Genomic DNA, 19,062 nt, shown 5'->3' with positions numbered 1-19,062 from the left:
ATTGAAAATCTATTTTTTAGGATAGTTAATTTGAAATTTAAAGAGGATTGCTCCCAAACAATAACATAGGATATCCCAATAGTCGGCAGTATAGGTGCTGGAAAATTTGGGAAGCACAAATTCAAACATCAATGCCACGTAAGTTGTAGCGACCACGATGTGTTGATTTTTAAAAATGAATTGATTTTTGAGCGGATGAATCCATCGATAGATATGCAGTGTGATTCCAAGAATTACCGGCATTGCGAGAAGGTCATCTAAGTAGGCATGAACAATGGGAACAAAGATTCCAAAGCCTTTTTCGAGCACTTGATTCCCAGCAAAAAGGAGTACCGGGATGAAGAAATATGGGTTTTTGAATACGCTCATGCAGGGAAATCAACCCTCCAAGGGTTTTAGAACCCTTGGAGGATTCCGTTTTTTAAAGATGCTCATCCTGGAAATGCAGCAATAAACCAGAGAATGAAACTGATGATTGCCATAAAGATGGTGTAGAAAAAATTTCCGATTTTTTTGAGGTGAACTTTCCAGGCCGGATCAGATTCACGAATGAAAAACATCCAATTTTCTTCTGTAGACCGAATATGATTCTCTCTTTTGGTTACTTTATCTAATTCTTTTTGGCCCAGTGTCTCCCCGCAGTGAACACATCTGTCTGAAGGATTTTGATTCCAAGTAGACCATTGACCGCAAGTCGAACATAATTTTTCGCCCATGGATTTGCCGATTATGATTCTTCGATCGCTTGGAGAATAGTAGAACAGGCTTGGCGAATCTCTGATTCGGTAATAATCAAAGGCGGGGCAATTCGCATGGAATCATCGCAGAAAAGAAACCAATCGGTAATGACTCCCAATTCGATAGCTCGGTCAATAATTTTTTTCAAGACCTCGAAGGATTCAAATTCGACAGCCATCATTAGGCCTTTATTTCGAATCGCTTTGATTTTGGGGTGGACCAATAGGGATTTAAAGAGGTTTGCTTTTGGTTCTACTTGTTCGATGAGATTTTCCTCATGCAGAATTTGAACGGTAGCCAAAGATGCGGATGCGGAAACTGGGTGGCCTCCAAACGTGGTAATGTGTCCTAATAGGGGATTGTTTTTGAATACCCCCATCACTTCTTTGTTCGCTATAAATGCGCCAATTGGCATTCCTCCTCCCATTCCTTTTGCACAAACCAAAATATCAGGAATGATGTCAAAATGCTCGAAAGCCCACATTTTCCCAGTACGACCAAATCCAGCTTGAATTTCATCCAAAATCAAAAGTGTCCCGGTTTGAGTACACTTCTGTCTTAAGGCTTGAAAGTATTCCTTACAAGCAACGCGAATTCCTGCTTCCCCTTGAATAGTCTCGATAATTACGGCTGCGGTTTGCTCGGTGATTTTTTCCAAATCAGAGAAGCTTCCATAAAAAATGTGGGAAATCCCTGGAAGTAGTGGACGGTAAGCGCGCTTGAAAACCTCGTTTCCACCAACACTAAGTGAACCATGGCTACTTCCATGATAGGCATTTACACAGGAAATAATTTCTCTACGATTGGTGTATCGCTTAGCTAGTTTTAGGGCACCTTCCACAGCTTCTGAACCGCTATTGACCAAATAGACATTGTCCAAGTGGGAGGGAAGAGTATCCGTGAGCGCTTTTGCCAAAAGGGTTTGAGGTGTTTGCACATATTCACCATAAACCATCAGGTGGAGGTATTTATCCAATTGGTTTTGAATAGCATTCAATACCTTCGGATGTCGGTGTCCTACATTGCTGACCCCGATCCCGGAAATCAGATCGATGTATTTTTCCCCATTTGGTCCAAACAGATGGATTCCCTCTGCCTTTTCCACTTCAATCATCAGTGGAAAATCAGTGGTTTGTGCCAAATGGGCTAAAAAAAGCTGTCGATTATTCATTTTTAACTCTTGGTCAAAAACTTGAGAATCGGAAGAAAATACCAAGTGGAAGCTTTTTTCCTTGTTTTTCCTGAAGATACAATTCTCCATGCTCAGCATTTTTCACCGGTCCAAAATTGGACTGGATCAAGTTTGCAGCAATAATCGAGGAAAAGCTCAACGAATACATATTCAAGAGCAAAAGGTGATTTTTAGGGTCAAGGATTTCCTTGCAAGTTTTGAGCATGTCATTGATCTGCTCTTCCAGAATCCACTTTTCTCCTTCAGGACCTCGCCCATAAGCTGGGGGATCTAAAATGATGGCTTGATAACTATTTCCTCGCCGGGCTTCCCTTTTGATAAATTTCATTGCATCATCCACAATCCAGCGGATGCCATCCAAATTGGACGATTCCATATTGTGTTTTGTCCAAGTCACCACTTGCTTGACCGAATCGAGATGCGATACCTCGGCTCCGGCTGCCCTTGCAGCAATACTAGCAGCTCCTGTATACCCAAAAAGGTTAAGCACTTTTGGTTTTGCACCTGGGAATTCTTTCAATTTTCGATAGAGGTAATCCCAATTGACAGCTTGCTCTGGAAAAAGACCGATGTGCTTGAAAGATGTCTGAGCAAGATTCAATTTTATGCTTAGCCCTTCTGCGTTTTCATAGCCGATTTGCCAGTTGTGAGGCATGGATTTAAGTTGCTGCCAGTGACCTTTTTCAGGGTTATTTTTCTCTTTAGCAAAATGAGCATGCGCTAATTTCCGCCATTCGGACTCTGGAAGACTTTTATCCCAAATAGCTTGTGGCTCGGGACGACTCAGGATAAACTTGCCAAAACGCTCTAGTTTTTCAAATCCTCCGGTGTCGATTAGTTCATAATCGCTCCATGGTCCTGGACAAAGAGATAGGATAGTTTCATTCATTGCTGCAAAAATAGGTAATTCTCCCGGCTTAGCGACCAGCATTAGAGCTTACAAACACAGTGTTAAATAAGCCCTAGATTTTTCAACACATCTTCGCTGTATTCCCAAAGTGCGGATGCGAGTTTCTGATTTTTAGCCAAAGAACTGGTAGGCTTCGATTTTTTTCGAATGTAATATCCCCCGTTTTTCAATTGATTTTTTGGGGTTGTTGCAAGGAAAATGCTGGTTTGTGCACCTGATTTTGGACTGATAAAAAACACCTTGCTCACCTCAATAATTAGCTTCGCCCAGAGGGAAGTTTCGGATCCAAATGAAGTTCGAACAGCTCCCGGATGTAAGGAATAAGAGCTTATTCCTTTGCTTGCAAATCTATTTTTTAATTCATTGGAAAACAGAATATTATACAATTTAGCTTTTCCGTATGCAGAACCAGTATTACTGCTTTTCAAAAGGCCTAAGTCCTGACTTGGATCAGTGGCAATTTGATGAGCCATAGAACTGACATGGATGATTTTTGCCTGTCCACGAATCAAGGCAGGCATGAGTTCTCGGGTCAATAAAAAATGACCAAGATGATTTGTGGCAAACGTGAGATCTAAACCTTCCGAAGTCTTCTTTCCTGAAGGGAAAATTCCTCCGGCATTGTTGATCAATATATGGATTTCCTTACACTGTTCCAAAATCTCCATTGCACCCTTTTTCACTTCCGACATCAAACTGAGATCCATGGGGATCAACACAATTTTTTCTTTTTGAAAAAGGTGCTGGGTCAATTTTTCAGCTTTTGAAATGTTTCTGACGGGAAGAAATACCCGATCTGCCAAGGGCATGAGGGCTTTGAGTGTTTCCCAACCTATTCCTGAGGTACTTCCGGTAAGTACAATATTCATTTGATGAGCAATTTTCTATTACTACAAAAATTCAAGTTGCTTGGTTATCAAGACACTAAAAATGGTTGATAAACTTGAAAAGTTCCTTGGGTTAATTTTTTGTACTTTTATCGAATCACGGCAAAATAAACCCAAGGATTTTCACCCAATCCTGAACAGATTTGACCCTATGTCAAAGAAATTTATCGATATCGAAAAAGCCATTGGCAGCAAGAATCCCAAGCTTTTGAAATGGATGCCAGGTTTTTTATTGAATTACATCAAGCGGGTTACTCATGAGGCTTGGCTTAATGAGGTATTGGAAAAGCATTTGGAAAAAAAGGGATTGTCTTTTGCCGATGCGCTTATTGATGAATTTGAAGTTGAAGTAAAGCTCATTGGAGGCGAAAATATTCCAAAAACAGGCGGAGTTATTTTGGCCTCTAATCATCCTTTAGGAGGAATGGACGGGATTGCTTTTATCCATGCAGTTGGAAAAATCCGGCCAGACATCCGATTTCTCGTGAATGACCTCCTCATGACCTTTGATAATTTTGAGCCGATCTTCGTTCCTGTCAATAAGCACGGAAGAAATTCGAAGGAAGCCAATCTTAAAATCGAAGAGGCTTATTCCAATGGGCATGCGGTTTTGATTTTTCCAGCAGGTCTAGTTTCAAGAAAGCAAAGCGGAATTATTAAAGATTTGGAATGGAAAAAAAGCTTTGTTACCAAAGCCAGAAAATACCAGCTCGATATTATCCCTTGCCATATTGGTGGTAGGAATTCTGAGTTTTTTTATAATCTTGCCAACTTCAGAAAAAAGATAGGACTTAAGGCAAATCTAGAAATGTTTTGGCTAGTGGATGAGATGTACCAACAGCGAAAGAAAAAAATCGAAATCAGAATTGGAAAGCCCATATCCTATCGACAATTTGACCAACCCAAACTCGATGCTTCTTGGGCAGAGTCCATCAAAGAAGAAGTATATAACTTAGGAAATTTGCATGCATAAGGTCGTAGACATCATTCCGCCTGTATCTCGTGAACTGATCAAAAAAGAGTTGACACCTGAGCGTTTTCTCCGATATACCAATAACGGAAACAACCTTGTCTATTTGGTCAATCATCACAATGCTCCTAATACAGTTCGTGAAATCGGAAGACTTCGTGAATTGACTTTTCGCGCTGCAGGAGGTGGAACGGGAATGGAGCTTGATTTAGATGAAAATGACACTTGCGAAAGATGTTACGATCAATTAATTACCTGGAACCAAGAGGATGAAGAAATTGTCGCTGGGTATCGGGTTATTTTATGTAAAAATGCAGTTTTGGACAGTGGTGAGTTGAATCTATCCACCACCCATTTGTTTGATTTTTCAGAAAAATTCATTCAAGAATATATCCCGTACACCTTAGAACTTGGGAGGTCATTTGTTCAGCCTCAATATCAGCCGAGCTTAGATAATCGGAAGGGTATTTTCAGTCTCGATAACCTTTGGGACGGTTTGGGAGCGGTTGTGTTACTTAATCCTGATGTCAAACACTTGTTCGGAAAAGTAACGATGTATCCCCATTTCAACCGAGAGGGTCGGGATCTTTTGCTCTATTTTATGAATCATTATTTCCCAGATCAGGAGCAGTTGGTTAGACCTAAACCCGAATTAGCATTAACCTATGAAACGGATATTCTTTCAAAGCCGAATCCATTTGAAAATTTGGATTACAAAGAGGGCTATAAATTGCTGAATGGGAAAATCCGTTCCTTGGGGGAAAATATTCCTCCTTTGATCAATACCTATATGAATTTATCTCCAACCATGAAGACTTTTGGGACTGCCTTGAATGACGAGTTTGGAGAAGTGGAGGAAACGGGGATTATGATCACCTTGGCGGATATTTACGAAAGCAAAAAACATCGTCACATGGATACCTTTGATCGAGATCGGGTCTATGGAAGTCGTTAAATCAGGCACCAAAAAAACGTTATTGGTGGGAGCGACTGAAAATCCATCCCGATATGCTTTTCTTGCCGCACAGATGCTTCATGAAAGAGGTTTTGATTTTGTCCCTATCGGCATCAAAAAAGGGAAAGTTTTTGGGAAAGAAATATTAAATCTGAGGGATAAACCTAACCTCAAGGATATTCACACCATCACCCTTTACATCGGCCCAGAAAATCAACTGGAATGGATTGATTATCTCATCAGCTTGCATCCATCCCGTATTATTTTTAATCCAGGAACCGAAAATCCCCAGTTTTACGCTCAAGCAAAAGAAGCAGGAATTGAGGTATTACCAGCCTGTAACTTAGTTATGTTGAGTACGGGTCAATTTTGATTTGTATTCCTTAAAAACCTATCCATATATATTATATGTGGAAATGAGATTAATGAAACTAATATAAAAAAGATAAAAATTAATTTTTCAGTTTCAAAATATTTCATTCCAAATACTAAAACCATACCGATGCCTACTAGACTAATTATTGAGAATGGAATTAACAATTTTATAAATGTGGTGATTTTTTTGATATTCAAACTTTTAGAAAGGTATTCATACTCTATTTTCATGCTGGGTAAAGCATGCCAAAATCCGAAATAGACTATAAAACTTATCAAAAGAGGGCTGTTATATAGGCAAAAGCTGAGTAAAAGAAATTCGATGATTTTTCTTGTCGGGAATATAGGTCTCATTGAAAATTGAAAAAGTAAATAAATTACTGCTAAAATTGTAAGGATAAAAATTTGTGATTCCTTATTTATGGAAAGATCAAAAATAGGAGCGATAATCTCTCTCGTTTCTTGGAAATTTCCAAATAGAATCAAAGCTAAAAAATAAGCACCTGAAAGGATAAATTTTAGCCATGATCGATATGTTATTATTTCTTCAAAAAAATGAGTTTGTCCAAAGTGATAGGAAGACATAATTATAAAAATGATAAAAGCTAATTTTGGAGTGATTATCCAAAATATGATATATAAGATGATCATTCCCAAATAATTAAATAAAAAGTGTAGAAATTTTTTAGATGAGCTTTTGTTATTTGTAATTAAGTGATCAATTGCTCCATGAGGTATTCCGATCGTTATTAATATTAATCCAAAAATGCCAAATTCTAGACCTTGATGGATTTCAGGAATTAAAATGAATAGAGAACAAATACAAATTCCTATCAACTTACCTACGTTCTCAATGTCTTTCATAATTCAATAAACTCTTTATGAAGGGTCTGAATTTTACTTTTTGAAGGATCTGAATCTCCTCCTTGATAGTAGTTTCTTCACTTAAAAATTGAAGGACATCTTGCGCAGAAGATGTTTCAAAAAGATTCATGAATATTGATTGGAGTTTTTGAGGCCATTTATGAGCTATGTTTAAAAGAATATTATCATAAAAATCAAAACGAGTTGAACGGGAAATTTGGATCATTTTTCCCTTTTCCAATTGATCAATGATCGATTTACATTTTTTTTGAATTGACGAAAATCCATATCCAGTTGAAGCTTTTATCCATCCTGCACCAGTACCTATCTTAATTATTGAAGGATTAATTTGTTTTTGACTTAAGGTCGTGGTCATTGGGATTGAACCAAATTCAGAGTAACTTATTTCATAACTTGATATTTGGAAATTCGATTTAAGATATTCTAAAAGCTTGGTTTCAAGGATATCGTAATTGATAGATTCTTTCGAATATGCGGTGTATTCGACAAGGGCTTCTGTTTCAGAAAATGGTAAAATATAAAAAAAATCGAACTTATTTTTTGATTCAATAAAGTTCATAAGTGTTACTCCATCTGTATCAAAACATGAGTTTGTGGTCTTTATTTTCCACCCTAGAAATACCTGTTTAAGTATCGTTGGGGATAATGGTTCTTCAATACGTGAATCAAATATAGTTTTGGCTAAAAATTGATTTCCACTAGAGGTTTCGACTTTATTATAGAGTCCTTCTGATGTAATTTGATTTACTTTTTCCTCTAATTTTGTGATGTTTTTTGCCTTAGATATTTCATTTAGAATTGAAGAAAAGAAATCTGAAGATTTAAGATAATAATATTTGAGCTTTCCTAATGATTTCTTAAGCTTCTTATCTTTTGAAATGAAATTAAATGAATCCCATGAAATAATATTTTCAGGGGGGTGAATATCAAATGGAACCTCACTCCAATAACACCAAGTTTTATTTGGGATTTCAGGGTTAGGTTCTAGGATTAGAATTTTTGCATTTTTCATTTTACTCTTAAGTAAATAATGAATCATGCTTAATCCAGCACATCCTGCTCCAACAAAAACGAAATCGTAGGTTTCCATAGATAAAAAGAGTTGCCCAAAAACTTTGGGCAACTCTTTGGAAGTTTTAAATTATTTCTTTGAAGATTCAGCTACAGCTACTGAATAAATCACTAGCCCAAATCCGATTTTGTTAATTGCGTCTGCAAGGTTATAAAACAGATCAATTGAACTTACTTCAAAAGCGCCTGATAGTAGGTTACCTGGCAATACCATGTAGCCTATTGGATAAATAGACCAACCTAGAGTAATAAAGATTTTAAGTAAGAACATTGCTCGACCCAATGCTGGACTATTTGAATCTTTAGAAAGTTTTGCAACATCGCCGGCAAACACCTCATAAACAATATAAAGGTAGCCGAGGGTTGAAAATATACCCCACATCATATTGCTTTCGACTCCAGAAGTTTCTCCAATGTACCCTGTTACCAACATCACTAATGAAGCAACAATTAACTTAAATAGGGTTCCTCCTTTAGCTCCAAAAGGCTTAGTCAGGAGGTAGAATTCAACACACATCAAAGGTACTGTTAAGGTCCAGTCTACATATCTAAATGCAGTTGGACTAGCCCCAGTTTGAAGGTAGAAGTCTCTCATGTAATAATAGTGAACTGCGGCAATCCCTGTGATTAGTCCAGAGACCAAGAGGGATAATTTCCACTTACCATCTACAGAACCTCTTTCCATGAAAAAGAAGACTGAAGAAGCAAACATGGCCATGTAGCCAATAAAGAAGGTGATAGCGATGGGATCGCTGTTGATGATTCGGTCTAGTCCTACTAGCTCCGATGTTAGGGTGAAATTCATAAGGGTTGATTTAAGGTTTAATTGATAATACTTAATATGGCAATAAGTCTAACCAAATAAAAAATGTTTAAATAAACAAATCAAAAGTTAAACACTAAAATATAAATAGCTGAAAATGTGGTATAAATAGTAAAATTTTATAAATAAGTTGTTAAAAAAAAATTTTTCTTAAACAAAAAAATACAAAATTTTATTCTAAAAATTACTTAAAAACAAAATTCATAAATTTAGCATTTACAAGTTCTTACAATTGGTTATTCTGCTGTACTTATCTATTTTTTGAGTAACTTGCAGGGTATTATTTCAGAAAATCATCACCTTATTAAGTCTATTTTGAGACTTTTTCAAAAACTATATGATTGAAGACCAAACCAAGAATCCAGCTGAATATGGAGCTGGGAATATCCAGGTATTAGAAGGATTAGAGGCGGTTAGAAAGCGACCTGCCATGTATATCGGAGATGTAGGAATTAAAGGTCTCCATCACTTAATCTGGGAAGTAGTTGACAATTCAATTGACGAAGCGCTAGCGGGTCATTGTGATACCATTTACGTCACTGTTCATGAGGATAATTCGATCACTGTCGAGGATAATGGTCGAGGAATTCCTACCGATATGCACCCAAAGGAAAAGAAATCAGCGCTAGAAGTTGTTTTGACCGTACTACACGCAGGTGGAAAATTCGATAAGGATACTTACAAAGTTTCCGGTGGTCTTCATGGTGTTGGTGTTTCTTGCGTCAATGCACTTTCCACCGATCTGAAAGCTACTGTTCATCGAAATGGAGTCATTACCGAGCAGGAATTCAAAATTGGTGTACCGCAATATCCAGCTAGGGAAATAGGTAAAACAGAAAAGAGAGGAACCATTATCCATTTCAAGCCTGACGGCAGCATTTTTACAATAACCGAGTATAAATATGAAACCATCGCGAATCGCCTTCGCGAAATGGCCTACCTAAATGCTGGAATTCGGATTTTCTTAAGCGATTTAAGAGATCTTGACGAAGAAGGAAAACCAAAGTCTGACGAGTTTTTCTCCGAAGGTGGATTAGTGGAGTTTGTCCAATACTTAGACGAAACCAGAGAGAAAATCATTGAAGAACCAATCTACATTGAATCCCTAAATCAGGAGGTTCCTGTGCAGGTAGCTATGAATTACAATAGCTCTTACACTGAAAATGTGGTTTCGTATGTCAACACCATCAATACTTATGAGGGTGGGACTCACGTGACTGGATTCAGAAGAGCTCTAACTAGAACTCTGAAAGCCTATGCTGATAAATCAGGGATGCTGGACAAGCTTAAGATCGAGGTTTCCGGTGATGACTTTCGAGAAGGGTTGACCGCAGTTATTTCGGTAAAAGTTGCCGAGCCTCAATTTGAAGGTCAAACTAAAACTAAATTGGGAAACTCGGACGTAGTTGGCTTTGTCGATTCCGCAGTTTCCGAAGTTTTACAAACTTGGCTTGAAGAGCATCCTCGTGAGGCAAAAACCATAGTTGGTAAAGTTATTTTGGCCGCTCAGGCTAGACACGCAGCTCGAAAAGCTAGAGAAATGGTTCAGCGGAAAAATGTCCTTGGTGGTGGAGGACTTCCAGGAAAGTTAGCTGACTGCGCAAACTCTGATCCTACAGTGTGTGAATTGTATTTAGTGGAAGGGGATTCGGCTGGTGGATCTGCTAAGCAAGGTCGAGATCGTGACTTCCAAGCGATTCTGCCATTGAAAGGGAAAATCTTGAATGTCGAAAAAGCCCACGAGCACAAGATTTACGATAATGATGAAATAAAAAATATCCTTACTGCCCTCGGAGTAAAATTTGGGACGGTAAACGATGATAAAGAATTGGATCTAGCAGGTCTTCGTTATCATAAAATCATCATCATGACGGATGCTGATATTGACGGATCACATATTCGTACCTTGATTTTGACGCTTTTCTTCCGATACATGCGGCCTTTGATCGAAAGAGGATATGTTTACATTGCCCTTCCTCCTTTGTATTTATTGAAAAGAGGTAAAGACGAGCGATACTGCTGGACTGAAGAAGAGCGAAAGTTACTCATTGCGGATATGGCCAAAGATGGGAAAGAAGATAGTGTGAACATACAACGATATAAAGGTCTTGGTGAGATGAACCCGGAGCAGCTTTGGGCTACAACCATGGATCCTAGCACTCGGACACTTAAGCAGGTAACCATTGATTCTGCAGCAGAAGCAGATCACTTATTTAGCATGCTGATGGGGGATGAGGTGGCTCCTCGACGAGACTTCATCGAACGAAATGCCAAATACGCCAAGATTGATACTTGATGAAAAGGGGCTTTTGGCCCCTTTTTTTAGATTACATTGAACACAGAATAAATTTGATTTTGAATTTTGAAGCTTATGAAACTGGCCGTGGGAGATAAATACGAATCAGTCATCCAAAAGAGTGATTTAGTCAGTAGAGATTTAAGTTGGGTAAAATTTAACGAGCGGGTTTTAGATCAATCAAAAAAGGCCCATCGCACCATTTTTGAGAAACTTAAGTTTTTGGCAATCACAGCTTCCAATTTGGATGAGTTTTTTATGATTCGGGTGGGCTCGTTGTACAATTATTTGGATTACGATAAGGAGCGGGTCGACTATTCTGGATTACGTGAAGAGCCATTTAAAGAAAAGCTGATGAAGGATTGTCAGCGATTTCATTTGGATCAGCATGATCATTTTACCCAAGTCATTCTGCCTGAATTGCATCAGGAAGGGATTTCCTTGGTCAATGTTTCGAAACTGACTGCGGAAGAGCAGGAGAAGGTGAAGCAATATTTTATGAAGGCGATTTATCCCATGTTGACTCCAATGGTCTATGATGGATATCGAACCTTTCCTATTTTGATGAACAAGCTTTTGGTCTTTGGTGTGGTCACCACAAGTCCCGGCGAAAGAAAGGACATGCGAAAAATGAGCTTTGTTCAGATCCCTGCAAATATTCCACGCTTTTTTGAAATCGAACGGGAAAATTCATTGACTCTCATTCCCATCGAAGAGGTGATTCGAGAGAATCTTATTTCGCTTTTTAGAAATGTAGAAATCGAATCTGTTAGTCTATTTAGAATCACTCGAAATGGTGATTTTACACTTGAGGAAAGTGAGGATATGGACGCGAACTTCCTAGAAGAAGTGAAGCGAAAGCTGATGGAAAGGAAGACAGGTCGCGTAGTTAAAATTGAAATAGAAGAGGGATATTCCAAATGGATGCTCAATTCCCTTTTGGAACGGTGGAACCTCAGAACTGATTCTGTTTTTTTGGTAAAAAGATCAAGTATGATCGATTTTACTGGGTTATGGCAGATCGTTGGTAACAAACGATTTAGAGATCGATTGCCACAGGTGCCTGATCCAGTTAAACCAATATCTTATTCGGAAGAGGGTAGAGCAGAAATCTTCGATATTCTTAAGGAGAAGGACATATTACTTCACCATCCTTACAATAACATCGATTCCATTTTGGATTTGATTGAGAAAGCCGCCGAAGATCCCGATGTGATGGCGATCAAAATGACCATCTATCGCTTGGCAAAGGATAGTAGAATTACCCGTGCACTTTTGAGAGCCGCTGAAAATGGAAAGCACGTATCTGTGTTATTTGAGGTTAAAGCCCGATTCGATGAAGAAAATAATATTCGGGAAGCCAAAAGACTTCAAAAAGCAGGTTGCTTTGTGATTTATGGAATTTCTAACCTTAAAACGCATACCAAGCTTCTTCTCATTGTTAAAAAGGATGATCAGGAAATCACCCGATATGTGCATTTGGGTTCAGGAAATTACAACGAGGATACAGCCCGACTTTATACGGATATCGGTTTGTTGACAACCAATGAGACTTTGGCTAACGACGTTTCGGAATTCTTCAATGTTATCACAGGCCATTCAGTGCCTAGTGATTATCAAAATCTGATTACTGCTCCTCGCGATATGCGCAACCAACTGATTGAGTTTATAGAGCAGGAGGCAGATAATGCTCGAAATGGTCTTCCTTCCGGGATATTTATCAAGGTTAATTCCTTAGAAGATTCAGAGATTATTTATGCCTTGTATCGAGCCTCTCAGTCTGGGGTAAAAATCAAATTGATCGTTAGAGGAATTTGTTGTTTAAGACCAGGCAGACAAGGTCTGAGTGAGAATATTGAAGTCATTTCCATTGTTGGAGATTTTCTAGAGCATAGTCGAATCTACCATTTCCATAACAACGGAAATACACGGACTTATTCAGGCAGTGCCGATATGATGGTAAGAAGTTTTGATAAGCGACTAGAGTCTTTATTTAAGGTCGAATCTCCACTTTTGGAAAAGCAATTGATGAATATATTGGCGTTTAACTTGAAAGATAACTTCAATGCCTATGTCATGCAGGAGGATGGAAGTTACCTTGCCAAATCCCCAGCCGAGGGTGAGTCAGTATTTAATGTGCATCAAGAGTTCTTCAATTTGGATTTAGAAACTGTTCAGTCTGTTAAGTTGGTAGAATAATCCATTTTAATTACTGATCGATTTAGTATTCCAATAGGATTGGATTTTTGATCTGGTTCTTTACTTATTATGTCTTAATTAATTGTTCGATGAAGAAAGTATTTTTATCAATCGCATTTTTATTCTGTTTAAACATTGTTTTTGCACAGAATGAAACTAAACAGGACACTACCTTTTGGTTGAAAGAATTGGGTGGAGGTATTAATTTCAACCAAGCCTCTTTCTCTGGAAATTGGAAGGGTGGTGGCGTTAATTCTGTTGCCTTGGGGCTTTACCTCCAGGGAAGAGCTAATTATTCCAAGGAAAATTGGACTTGGGACAATACCATGGACTTTATTTATGGTATTGTCAAAAACCAAGGAGAAGAAGCTCGAAAATCCAATGATCGTTTGTTTTTAGATTCCAAGGTGGGCTATAAAATAAATGACAAGTGGAATTACTATTTCGCAGTTAATTTTCTTACCCAATTTGCTCCAGGTTATGACTTTGGCGGACCTGAGCGAATATTGATTTCTAAATTTTTAAATCCAGGTTTTCTCACGACTGGTTTGGGGATAGAGTATAAGCCAAATGCTGCATTTGCACTTCGGCTTTCTCCTTTTTCTCCAAGATGGACTTTTGTGACAGATACCAATTTGTATCAAAATGTACCTAGCAATTATGGGGTCGAAATTGGTAAAAAAGTAAGGCAAGAATGGCTAGCCTTTAATTTAATGGCCGATTGGAATAAGAAGTTGGCAGAAAACCTTTCGATTTTAATAAGGTATCAGATGTATGCAAACTATGAGACCTTGGCCTTTAATTCGATTGATCATCGGCTCGATATAGGCCTTACTGCCAAAGTTACCAATTTGGTCAATGTGAGCTTGACAAGCTTAAGTATTTACGATATAGACCAGGATTCTAAAGTTCAATTCAGCCAAGGTCTAGCCTTGGGAATCGCTTTTAAGCGAGGAAATTTTCCCGATAAGAAATAAAAAAATGCAAATTTTTATTTGGGATTTTGATTTAAATAGAATTGTATTATTTTTGGAATCATTGTGGTAGTTAAATAATAGTTGGTTTAGTTTTCAAATAAAGGGCAGGGGATTTTCTCCTGCTTTTTTATTTTAAATAGTTCCTTTTTATTAGCCCAATTAAAAACTTACCAATTTTTATATCTTCTGATGTTTACTAAGTAAAGAAAGAATTTTTATAAATAATTAAATAAATAATTTAATTATTCTAATTAGATAAAATTTTCATTTTGAAATTTAAATTGAAGAATTCCGAAAAGTTGTACTGCTTATTTATCTCCTTTCGGGGTATAAAAAAAGCCCAGACAATTGTCTGAGCTTTCGAAGTACAGGCGGAAGGATTCGAACCCTCAACCCTCGGAGCCGAAATCCGATATTCTATCCAGTTGAACTACGCCTGCGTACTTATTTATTTTTCTAGAGCAGCTTTTACTCGTTCTGCCGCCTCTTTTAATGTGATTGCTGAAAACACCTTTAATCCAGATTCGTCGATGATTTTTGCACCCTCTTCAGCATTAGTGCCTTGAAGTCTTACGATGATTGGAACTCGAATATCTCCGATAGATTTATAAGCTTCTACAACGCCATTTGCGATACGATCACATCTAACAATTCCACCAAATACGTTGATCAAAATTGCTTTCACATTTGGGTCTTGAAGTATAATTCTAAAACCTGCCTCAACTGTAGTTGCATTTGCTCCTCCTCCCACATCAAGGAAGTTAGCCGGCTCACCACCTGAAAGCTTGATCATGTCCATGGTAGCCATTGCCAATCCGGCTCCATTAACCATACAGCCTACATTTCCGTCAAGCTTTACATAGTTTAGACCTGATTTGCCGGCTTCAACCTCCAAAGGATCTTCTTCTGCAAGGTCTCTCAATTCAGCAAGCTTCGGTTGTCTATAAAGGGCATTGTCATCAAGATTAACTTTAGCATCAACTGCCAAAATCTTATCATCTGATGTTTTCAATACAGGATTGATCTCGAATTGTGAAGAGTCAGTTCCAACATAAGCATTGTAAAGAGCTGTGATAAACTTCACCATTTCTTTATGAGCTGTTCCAGAAAGGCCTAATTTGAAGGCTACTTTTCTAGCTTGGAATCCTTGTAATCCTACTTTAGGATCGATCCACTCCTTGATGATTTTTTCAGGATGCTTTTCTGCAACCTCTTCGATGTCCATACCACCTTCGGTAGAAGCCATGATCACATTAGATCCTGTCGCTCTATCCAAAAGAATAGACATGTAATATTCTTTTGGCTCGGAAGCTCCTGGATAGTATACATCCTCAGCTACCAACACCTTATTTACTTTTTTACCTTCAGCACCCGTTTGGATAGTTACTAATGTTCCTCCCAAAATTGCACCTGCTTTTTCTTTGACGTCTTCCAACTTCTTCGCCAAAACTACCCCTCTTGAGCCAGTTTCTTTGATTTCACCTTTTCCTCTACCACCAGCGTGGATTTGAGCTTTAATGACATACCAGGAAGTACCTGTTTGAGCATTAAGTTTAACGGCCGCCTCATGTGCTGCTTCTGGAGAATCAGCAACGATCCCTTCCTGAATTCTCACTCCGTATCCTTTGAGTACTTCTTTTGCCTGGTATTCGTGAATGTTCATCCTCTGAAAATTTTTGCCCGAAGATAAGGCGATGTTACCGATAAATCAAACTTCAATTTTTCAAAATTCTGATCAAATTCCCTTTAATTCCTGTATTTGAGGGATTTGTTTTACCTTTAGATTTTGAAAAAATAGTAACATGCTCATTGCTAAAGGGATTCATAAATCCTACGGAAGTCTTTCTGTCCTCAAAGGAGTTTCACTTGAAATTTCAACTTCAGAGGTTATTTCTATTGTAGGTTCTTCGGGTGCTGGAAAAAGTACCCTTTTGCATATTCTTGGAACCCTAGATCGCCCAGATTCTGGTGAATTAGAAATGGACGGAAAAAATCTACTTTCGATGAAAGGTGATCAATTAGCAGATTTTAGAAATCAAAAAATCGGTTTTGTTTTCCAGTTTCATAATCTTCTTCCTGAATTTACTGCCAAAGAAAACATTATGATTCCTGGTCTTATAAGAGGAGAGAGCGAAACCTCCCTCCAACATCGTGCAGGAGAATTAGCAGAAATTCTAGGGATGAGCTCTCGCTTGGATCATAAGCCCTCCGAGCTTTCAGGAGGGGAGCAGCAGCGGATTGCTGTTGCTAGAGCCCTTATCAATCGACCCTCAGTAGTATTTGCAGATGAGCCATCAGGGAACTTGGATACCGAAAACGCCAAAAGTCTGCACCGGTTATTTTTTCAGCTCAAAGATGAGCTTAAGCAGACTTTTGTAATTGTGACCCACAACGAGGATTTGGCTAATCTGGCTGATCGTAAAGTAGTCATGAAGGATGGAGTTATCATTTAGATAACTTCCTGAGCATCGCCTCTACATGTTGTTTGGATTCAAACATGTCAGCATAAATCCCAGCGATTTTTCCGGAAGGGTCGATCAGGTAGGTAATTCTTTTAGGCATTTTGATCAAGGGAATCAAAGCGTCATAGGCTTTACAAATTTTCCCAGTTGGATCGGAAAGTAATTCGAAGGGTAAGCGGTATTCTTTTTTGAATCGTAAATGCGTAGGGATATCGTCCCGGCTTATTCCCAAAATGTCCGCCTCTAAATCTCTAAATGCAGAAAATTCATCTCTGAACTCACACGCCTCTGCAGTACATACCCGGGTGAAATCTTTGGGGTAGAAATAGAGAATTAAAGATTTGCCTTTGAAGTCTTCCGGAAAGGAAACTTTTTTACCTGAAGTGGATTCGAGATTAAAAGAGGGGGCGGTATCGCCGATTTTAAGTGCCATTGCGAATAGTTTTTGAGTTAACCATCTATCAAATACTAGAGTTTGATTTTTTTAAACTGAATTTCTGTATTCAGATTCCAATACCTTTGTTTACTGAAGCAGAAAATCACCTAATCACAGATTTAATTTGAAAATCACAAGCGTTCAATCCATGCTCCTTGCGGGGATATTTTTCGCCTTGATGAATGTGTCTGTGAAATTTATTCCTCACATCCCAGCAATCGAAATCATTCTTTTCCGATCAATCTTCTCTCTGATATTCAGCTATCTAGTGTTGAAGAAGCAGGGTGTAAATGTCTTCGGAAATAATAAACCGATGCTCATTTTAAGGGGAATTGTCGGGTCGATTAGTTTGATTACCTTCTTTTACACCTTGCAGCATATTCCCTTGGCGAGTGCAGTCACTATGCAATATTTATCTCCGATTTTCACTTCTGTTTTGGGAATTTTTATTGTAAAGGAACGCGTCAAGCCCATCCAGTTTTTGTATTTCGCCATTTCATTTGGAGGAGTATTGGTTCTCCAAGGCTTTGATACTAGGGTAGATTGGGTGTTTGCACTAATAGGAATTTCTTCTGGATTATTTTCAGGATTGGCGTATAACATCATCCGAAAACTCAGAACCTCAGAGCATCCGTTGGTGGTCATTTTCTACTTTCCTTTAGTTACTCTTCCTGTGGCAGGGGTGGTCAGTTTTTTTACTTGGGTTCAGCCAGAAGGTTGGGATTGGATACTATTACTATGGATAGGGATTTGTACCCAATCAGCTCAATATTTTATGACTCTGGCGTATCAAAATGCAAACGTAGCCAAGATATCTAGTCTCAGCTATTTGGGTATTATTTACGCCTTGATTTTCGGGTTTTTTATTTTCGGAGAAACTTTTCAAATGCTGTCATTTTTCGGCATGGCTTTGGTGTTGTTAGGGATCGTGTTGAATTTAAAAGTGAAATAATTTCATATTTTCAGGTTACATCTTCGGAATCTGAATCGACGTATTTAAAAAGCATCATGAAGCATTCTTTTTTCAAATTTTTGATCTTAGGATTAGTGGTTTCTTTGACTGGATTTTGGTCATGTTCTGGTGACGTAGATCCGGATGGAAGAAACGGAGAAATCAACTGTGATGACCTTGATTACGGAGATACCTTGGTATTTATTCGTCCTGGACAGAATTATTCAATAGCTCCACTCAATTCTGCTACAGGTAAATATTCTTCGACTCCTGACGGACTTGCTTTAAATACTGACACAGGTGTGATAGATGTAAATGCTAGTGAGACCGGTCTGAAGTATAAAATTTCATTTACACCCACTGGAAGTACTCAAGTTTGCGAAACGTTCCTCACTATCGGCGGAGTCAATTATCTAGACGGAGTTTTTATCATCAATCAAAATCAGCTTTTTGTATCTCCTGTTTATAACGGAAATCCTGATTTACTACTTCCATGCCCAGATGATGATGGCACCGGTGCGGGATCTGGTGATGATAATAGTTGTGATTTTGATGCCGAAAATCCTACCGGAGAATTATTGGAAGATTTAGGTTTTGAAATTGATAGTAAGGGAGTTATTGATCTGGAGGAAACGATCGATAATGGTACTTTTGGGACGATTCCTGTGAATGGGACGATTCTCGATGTTGAGATGTATTACAAAATCAACGACGAAAGTGCCCTTGCATTAAATAAAATTCCTCTTCGTTTTTTCTATTATGCTAAGCTTTCTGATGTGCCCAAAGAAGTCTTGGATGATATCGAAGAAAAAAGGAATCTGATTAATGAGAGCACAAACGACAAAAATTCTAATTTTAGGATATCTAATACTGTCAGGCCTCCTCGTAAACCCAGACCGCCTTATATTGTAATTGTGGCAAGTCTTCAATAACG

General features: G+C 38.3%; 19 protein-coding genes and 1 tRNA gene. 9 read left to right on the top strand and 11 right to left on the bottom strand.

What is annotated here, in order from left to right:
* Positions 1-9 precede the first annotated feature (9 nt).
* The 5 genes from AO498_RS12775 to AO498_RS12755 form a co-directional block, all read right to left on the bottom strand.
* Positions 10-369: a magnesium citrate secondary transporter gene (locus tag AO498_RS12775; RefSeq protein WP_067548303.1), complete on the bottom strand. Its 360-nt coding sequence runs from the start codon at positions 367-369 to the stop codon at positions 10-12.
* A gap of 62 nt (positions 370-431) precedes the next feature.
* Complete coding sequence (locus AO498_RS12770) at positions 432-716, bottom strand: hypothetical protein (protein WP_067548300.1); 285 nt, start codon at positions 714-716, stop codon at positions 432-434.
* 11 nt (positions 717-727) lie between these two features.
* On the bottom strand, positions 728-1,909 hold the full coding sequence (locus AO498_RS12765) for an aspartate aminotransferase family protein (RefSeq protein ID WP_067550482.1): 1,182 nt from the start codon (positions 1,907-1,909) through the stop codon (positions 728-730).
* Positions 1,910-1,922: 13 nt separating this feature from the next.
* A complete protein-coding gene (locus AO498_RS12760) occupies positions 1,923-2,819 on the bottom strand; it encodes a class I SAM-dependent methyltransferase (RefSeq protein ID WP_067550480.1) in 897 nt (298 codons plus the stop codon).
* Positions 2,820-2,881: 62 nt separating this feature from the next.
* Positions 2,882-3,709 carry an SDR family NAD(P)-dependent oxidoreductase gene (locus tag AO498_RS12755; RefSeq protein WP_067548297.1) on the bottom strand — a complete coding sequence of 276 codons (828 nt, stop codon included), beginning with the start codon at positions 3,707-3,709 and terminating at the stop codon, positions 2,882-2,884.
* Positions 3,710-3,878: 169 nt separating this feature from the next.
* On the opposite strand from AO498_RS12755, the gene AO498_RS12750 reads away from it, so the two are divergent.
* The 3 genes from AO498_RS12750 to AO498_RS12740 are packed head-to-tail and all read left to right on the top strand — an operon-like array spanning position 3,879 to position 6,025.
* A complete protein-coding gene (locus AO498_RS12750) occupies positions 3,879-4,700 on the top strand; it encodes a lyso-glycine lipid O-acyltransferase GlsA (protein ID WP_067550478.1) in 822 nt (273 codons plus the stop codon).
* A complete protein-coding gene (locus tag AO498_RS12745) occupies positions 4,693-5,652 on the top strand; it encodes a glycine N(alpha)-acyltransferase GlsB (protein ID WP_067548294.1) in 960 nt (319 codons plus the stop codon). Before AO498_RS12750 ends, AO498_RS12745 begins: the two co-directional genes overlap by 8 nt.
* Positions 5,639-6,025 (top strand): CoA-binding protein, encoded by a 387-nt coding sequence (locus tag AO498_RS12740; protein WP_067548290.1) that lies wholly within the window; start codon positions 5,639-5,641, stop codon positions 6,023-6,025. Before AO498_RS12745 ends, AO498_RS12740 begins: the two co-directional genes overlap by 14 nt.
* Here AO498_RS12740 and AO498_RS12735 read toward each other — a convergent pair.
* From AO498_RS12735 to AO498_RS12725, 3 genes are read right to left on the bottom strand one after another with little or no spacing between them, the layout of a single operon-like run.
* Positions 6,016-6,891 (bottom strand): Brp/Blh family beta-carotene 15,15'-dioxygenase, encoded by an 876-nt coding sequence (locus tag AO498_RS12735; RefSeq protein WP_067548287.1) that lies wholly within the window; start codon positions 6,889-6,891, stop codon positions 6,016-6,018. The two genes, AO498_RS12740 and AO498_RS12735, sit on opposite strands and share 10 nt — an antisense overlap.
* Positions 6,878-8,002 (bottom strand): lycopene cyclase family protein, encoded by a 1,125-nt coding sequence (locus tag AO498_RS12730; protein ID WP_067548284.1) that lies wholly within the window; start codon positions 8,000-8,002, stop codon positions 6,878-6,880. The genes AO498_RS12735 and AO498_RS12730 overlap by 14 nt, the downstream gene beginning before the upstream one ends.
* Positions 8,003-8,053: 51 nt before the next feature.
* The gene (locus AO498_RS12725) at positions 8,054-8,788 is read right to left on the bottom strand and encodes a bacteriorhodopsin (RefSeq protein ID WP_067548281.1); all 735 of its coding nucleotides are present in this window, start codon (positions 8,786-8,788) and stop codon (positions 8,054-8,056) included.
* Positions 8,789-9,143: 355 nt separating this feature from the next.
* On the opposite strand from AO498_RS12725, the gene gyrB reads away from it, so the two are divergent.
* From gyrB to AO498_RS12710, 3 genes are all read left to right on the top strand, one after another.
* Positions 9,144-11,102 carry a DNA topoisomerase (ATP-hydrolyzing) subunit B gene (gyrB, locus tag AO498_RS12720; RefSeq protein WP_067548278.1) on the top strand — a complete coding sequence of 653 codons (1,959 nt, stop codon included), beginning with the start codon at positions 9,144-9,146 and terminating at the stop codon, positions 11,100-11,102.
* Between the two features lie 75 nt (positions 11,103-11,177).
* Positions 11,178-13,301, top strand: coding sequence for a polyphosphate kinase 1 (gene ppk1 / locus AO498_RS12715; RefSeq protein ID WP_067548275.1), 2,124 nt, complete (start codon positions 11,178-11,180; stop codon positions 13,299-13,301).
* 89 nt (positions 13,302-13,390) lie between these two features.
* Positions 13,391-14,278, top strand: coding sequence for a DUF3078 domain-containing protein (locus AO498_RS12710; protein ID WP_067548272.1), 888 nt, complete (start codon positions 13,391-13,393; stop codon positions 14,276-14,278).
* A gap of 366 nt (positions 14,279-14,644) precedes the next feature.
* On the opposite strand, the gene AO498_RS12705 is transcribed toward AO498_RS12710, so the two are convergent.
* Positions 14,645-14,718: transfer RNA gene (locus tag AO498_RS12705), tRNA-Arg, on the bottom strand.
* An 8-nt stretch (positions 14,719-14,726) separates the two neighbouring features.
* Positions 14,727-15,941: an ADP-forming succinate--CoA ligase subunit beta gene (gene sucC, locus AO498_RS12700; protein ID WP_067548269.1), complete on the bottom strand. Its 1,215-nt coding sequence runs from the start codon at positions 15,939-15,941 to the stop codon at positions 14,727-14,729.
* A 139-nt stretch (positions 15,942-16,080) separates the two neighbouring features.
* On the opposite strand from sucC, the gene AO498_RS12695 reads away from it, so the two are divergent.
* Positions 16,081-16,731 carry an ABC transporter ATP-binding protein gene (locus AO498_RS12695; RefSeq protein WP_067548266.1) on the top strand — a complete coding sequence of 217 codons (651 nt, stop codon included), beginning with the start codon at positions 16,081-16,083 and terminating at the stop codon, positions 16,729-16,731.
* On the opposite strand, the gene AO498_RS12690 is transcribed toward AO498_RS12695, so the two are convergent.
* Entirely contained in the window at positions 16,724-17,173 is a 450-nt protein-coding gene (locus tag AO498_RS12690) for a peroxiredoxin (RefSeq protein ID WP_067548263.1), read from the bottom strand. The genes AO498_RS12695 and AO498_RS12690 overlap by 8 nt on opposite strands.
* A gap of 151 nt (positions 17,174-17,324) precedes the next feature.
* On the opposite strand from AO498_RS12690, the gene AO498_RS12685 reads away from it, so the two are divergent.
* A complete protein-coding gene (locus AO498_RS12685) occupies positions 17,325-18,128 on the top strand; it encodes a DMT family transporter (protein WP_067548260.1) in 804 nt (267 codons plus the stop codon).
* Between the two features lie 56 nt (positions 18,129-18,184).
* Entirely contained in the window at positions 18,185-19,060 is an 876-nt protein-coding gene (locus tag AO498_RS12680) for a hypothetical protein (protein WP_067548257.1), read from the top strand.
* Positions 19,061-19,062 lie beyond the last annotated feature (2 nt).

Origin of the sequence: Algoriphagus sanaruensis (assembly GCF_001593605.1) — a bacterium.
Lineage (GTDB): Bacteria > Bacteroidota > Bacteroidia > Cytophagales > Cyclobacteriaceae > Algoriphagus > Algoriphagus sanaruensis.
Note: the sequence above shows the minus strand (reverse complement) of the source record. Positions and strands in the feature narration are given on the sequence as shown.

Coding starts and splice junctions, on each gene's coding strand:
- AO498_RS12745 (WP_067548294.1), top strand. CDS start 4,693: ATGCATAAGGTCGTAGACATCATTCCGCCTGTATCTCGTGAACTGATC.
- AO498_RS12735 (WP_067548287.1), bottom strand. CDS start 6,891: ATGAAAGACATTGAGAACGTAGGTAAGTTGATAGGAATTTGTATTTGT.
- AO498_RS12740 (WP_067548290.1), top strand. CDS start 5,639: ATGGAAGTCGTTAAATCAGGCACCAAAAAAACGTTATTGGTGGGAGCG.
- AO498_RS12750 (WP_067550478.1), top strand. CDS start 3,879: ATGTCAAAGAAATTTATCGATATCGAAAAAGCCATTGGCAGCAAGAAT.
- AO498_RS12775 (WP_067548303.1), bottom strand. CDS start 369: ATGAGCGTATTCAAAAACCCATATTTCTTCATCCCGGTACTCCTTTTT.
- AO498_RS12765 (WP_067550482.1), bottom strand. CDS start 1,909: ATGAATAATCGACAGCTTTTTTTAGCCCATTTGGCACAAACCACTGAT.
- AO498_RS12760 (WP_067550480.1), bottom strand. CDS start 2,819: ATGAATGAAACTATCCTATCTCTTTGTCCAGGACCATGGAGCGATTAT.
- ppk1 (WP_067548275.1), top strand. CDS start 11,178: ATGAAACTGGCCGTGGGAGATAAATACGAATCAGTCATCCAAAAGAGT.
- AO498_RS12755 (WP_067548297.1), bottom strand. CDS start 3,709: ATGAATATTGTACTTACCGGAAGTACCTCAGGAATAGGTTGGGAAACA.
- AO498_RS12710 (WP_067548272.1), top strand. CDS start 13,391: ATGAAGAAAGTATTTTTATCAATCGCATTTTTATTCTGTTTAAACATT.
- gyrB (WP_067548278.1), top strand. CDS start 9,144: ATGATTGAAGACCAAACCAAGAATCCAGCTGAATATGGAGCTGGGAAT.
- AO498_RS12680 (WP_067548257.1), top strand. CDS start 18,185: ATGAAGCATTCTTTTTTCAAATTTTTGATCTTAGGATTAGTGGTTTCT.
- sucC (WP_067548269.1), bottom strand. CDS start 15,941: ATGAACATTCACGAATACCAGGCAAAAGAAGTACTCAAAGGATACGGA.
- AO498_RS12685 (WP_067548260.1), top strand. CDS start 17,325: ATGCTCCTTGCGGGGATATTTTTCGCCTTGATGAATGTGTCTGTGAAA.
- AO498_RS12770 (WP_067548300.1), bottom strand. CDS start 716: ATGGGCGAAAAATTATGTTCGACTTGCGGTCAATGGTCTACTTGGAAT.
- AO498_RS12690 (WP_067548263.1), bottom strand. CDS start 17,173: ATGGCACTTAAAATCGGCGATACCGCCCCCTCTTTTAATCTCGAATCC.
- AO498_RS12695 (WP_067548266.1), top strand. CDS start 16,081: ATGCTCATTGCTAAAGGGATTCATAAATCCTACGGAAGTCTTTCTGTC.
- AO498_RS12725 (WP_067548281.1), bottom strand. CDS start 8,788: ATGAATTTCACCCTAACATCGGAGCTAGTAGGACTAGACCGAATCATC.
- AO498_RS12730 (WP_067548284.1), bottom strand. CDS start 8,002: ATGGAAACCTACGATTTCGTTTTTGTTGGAGCAGGATGTGCTGGATTA.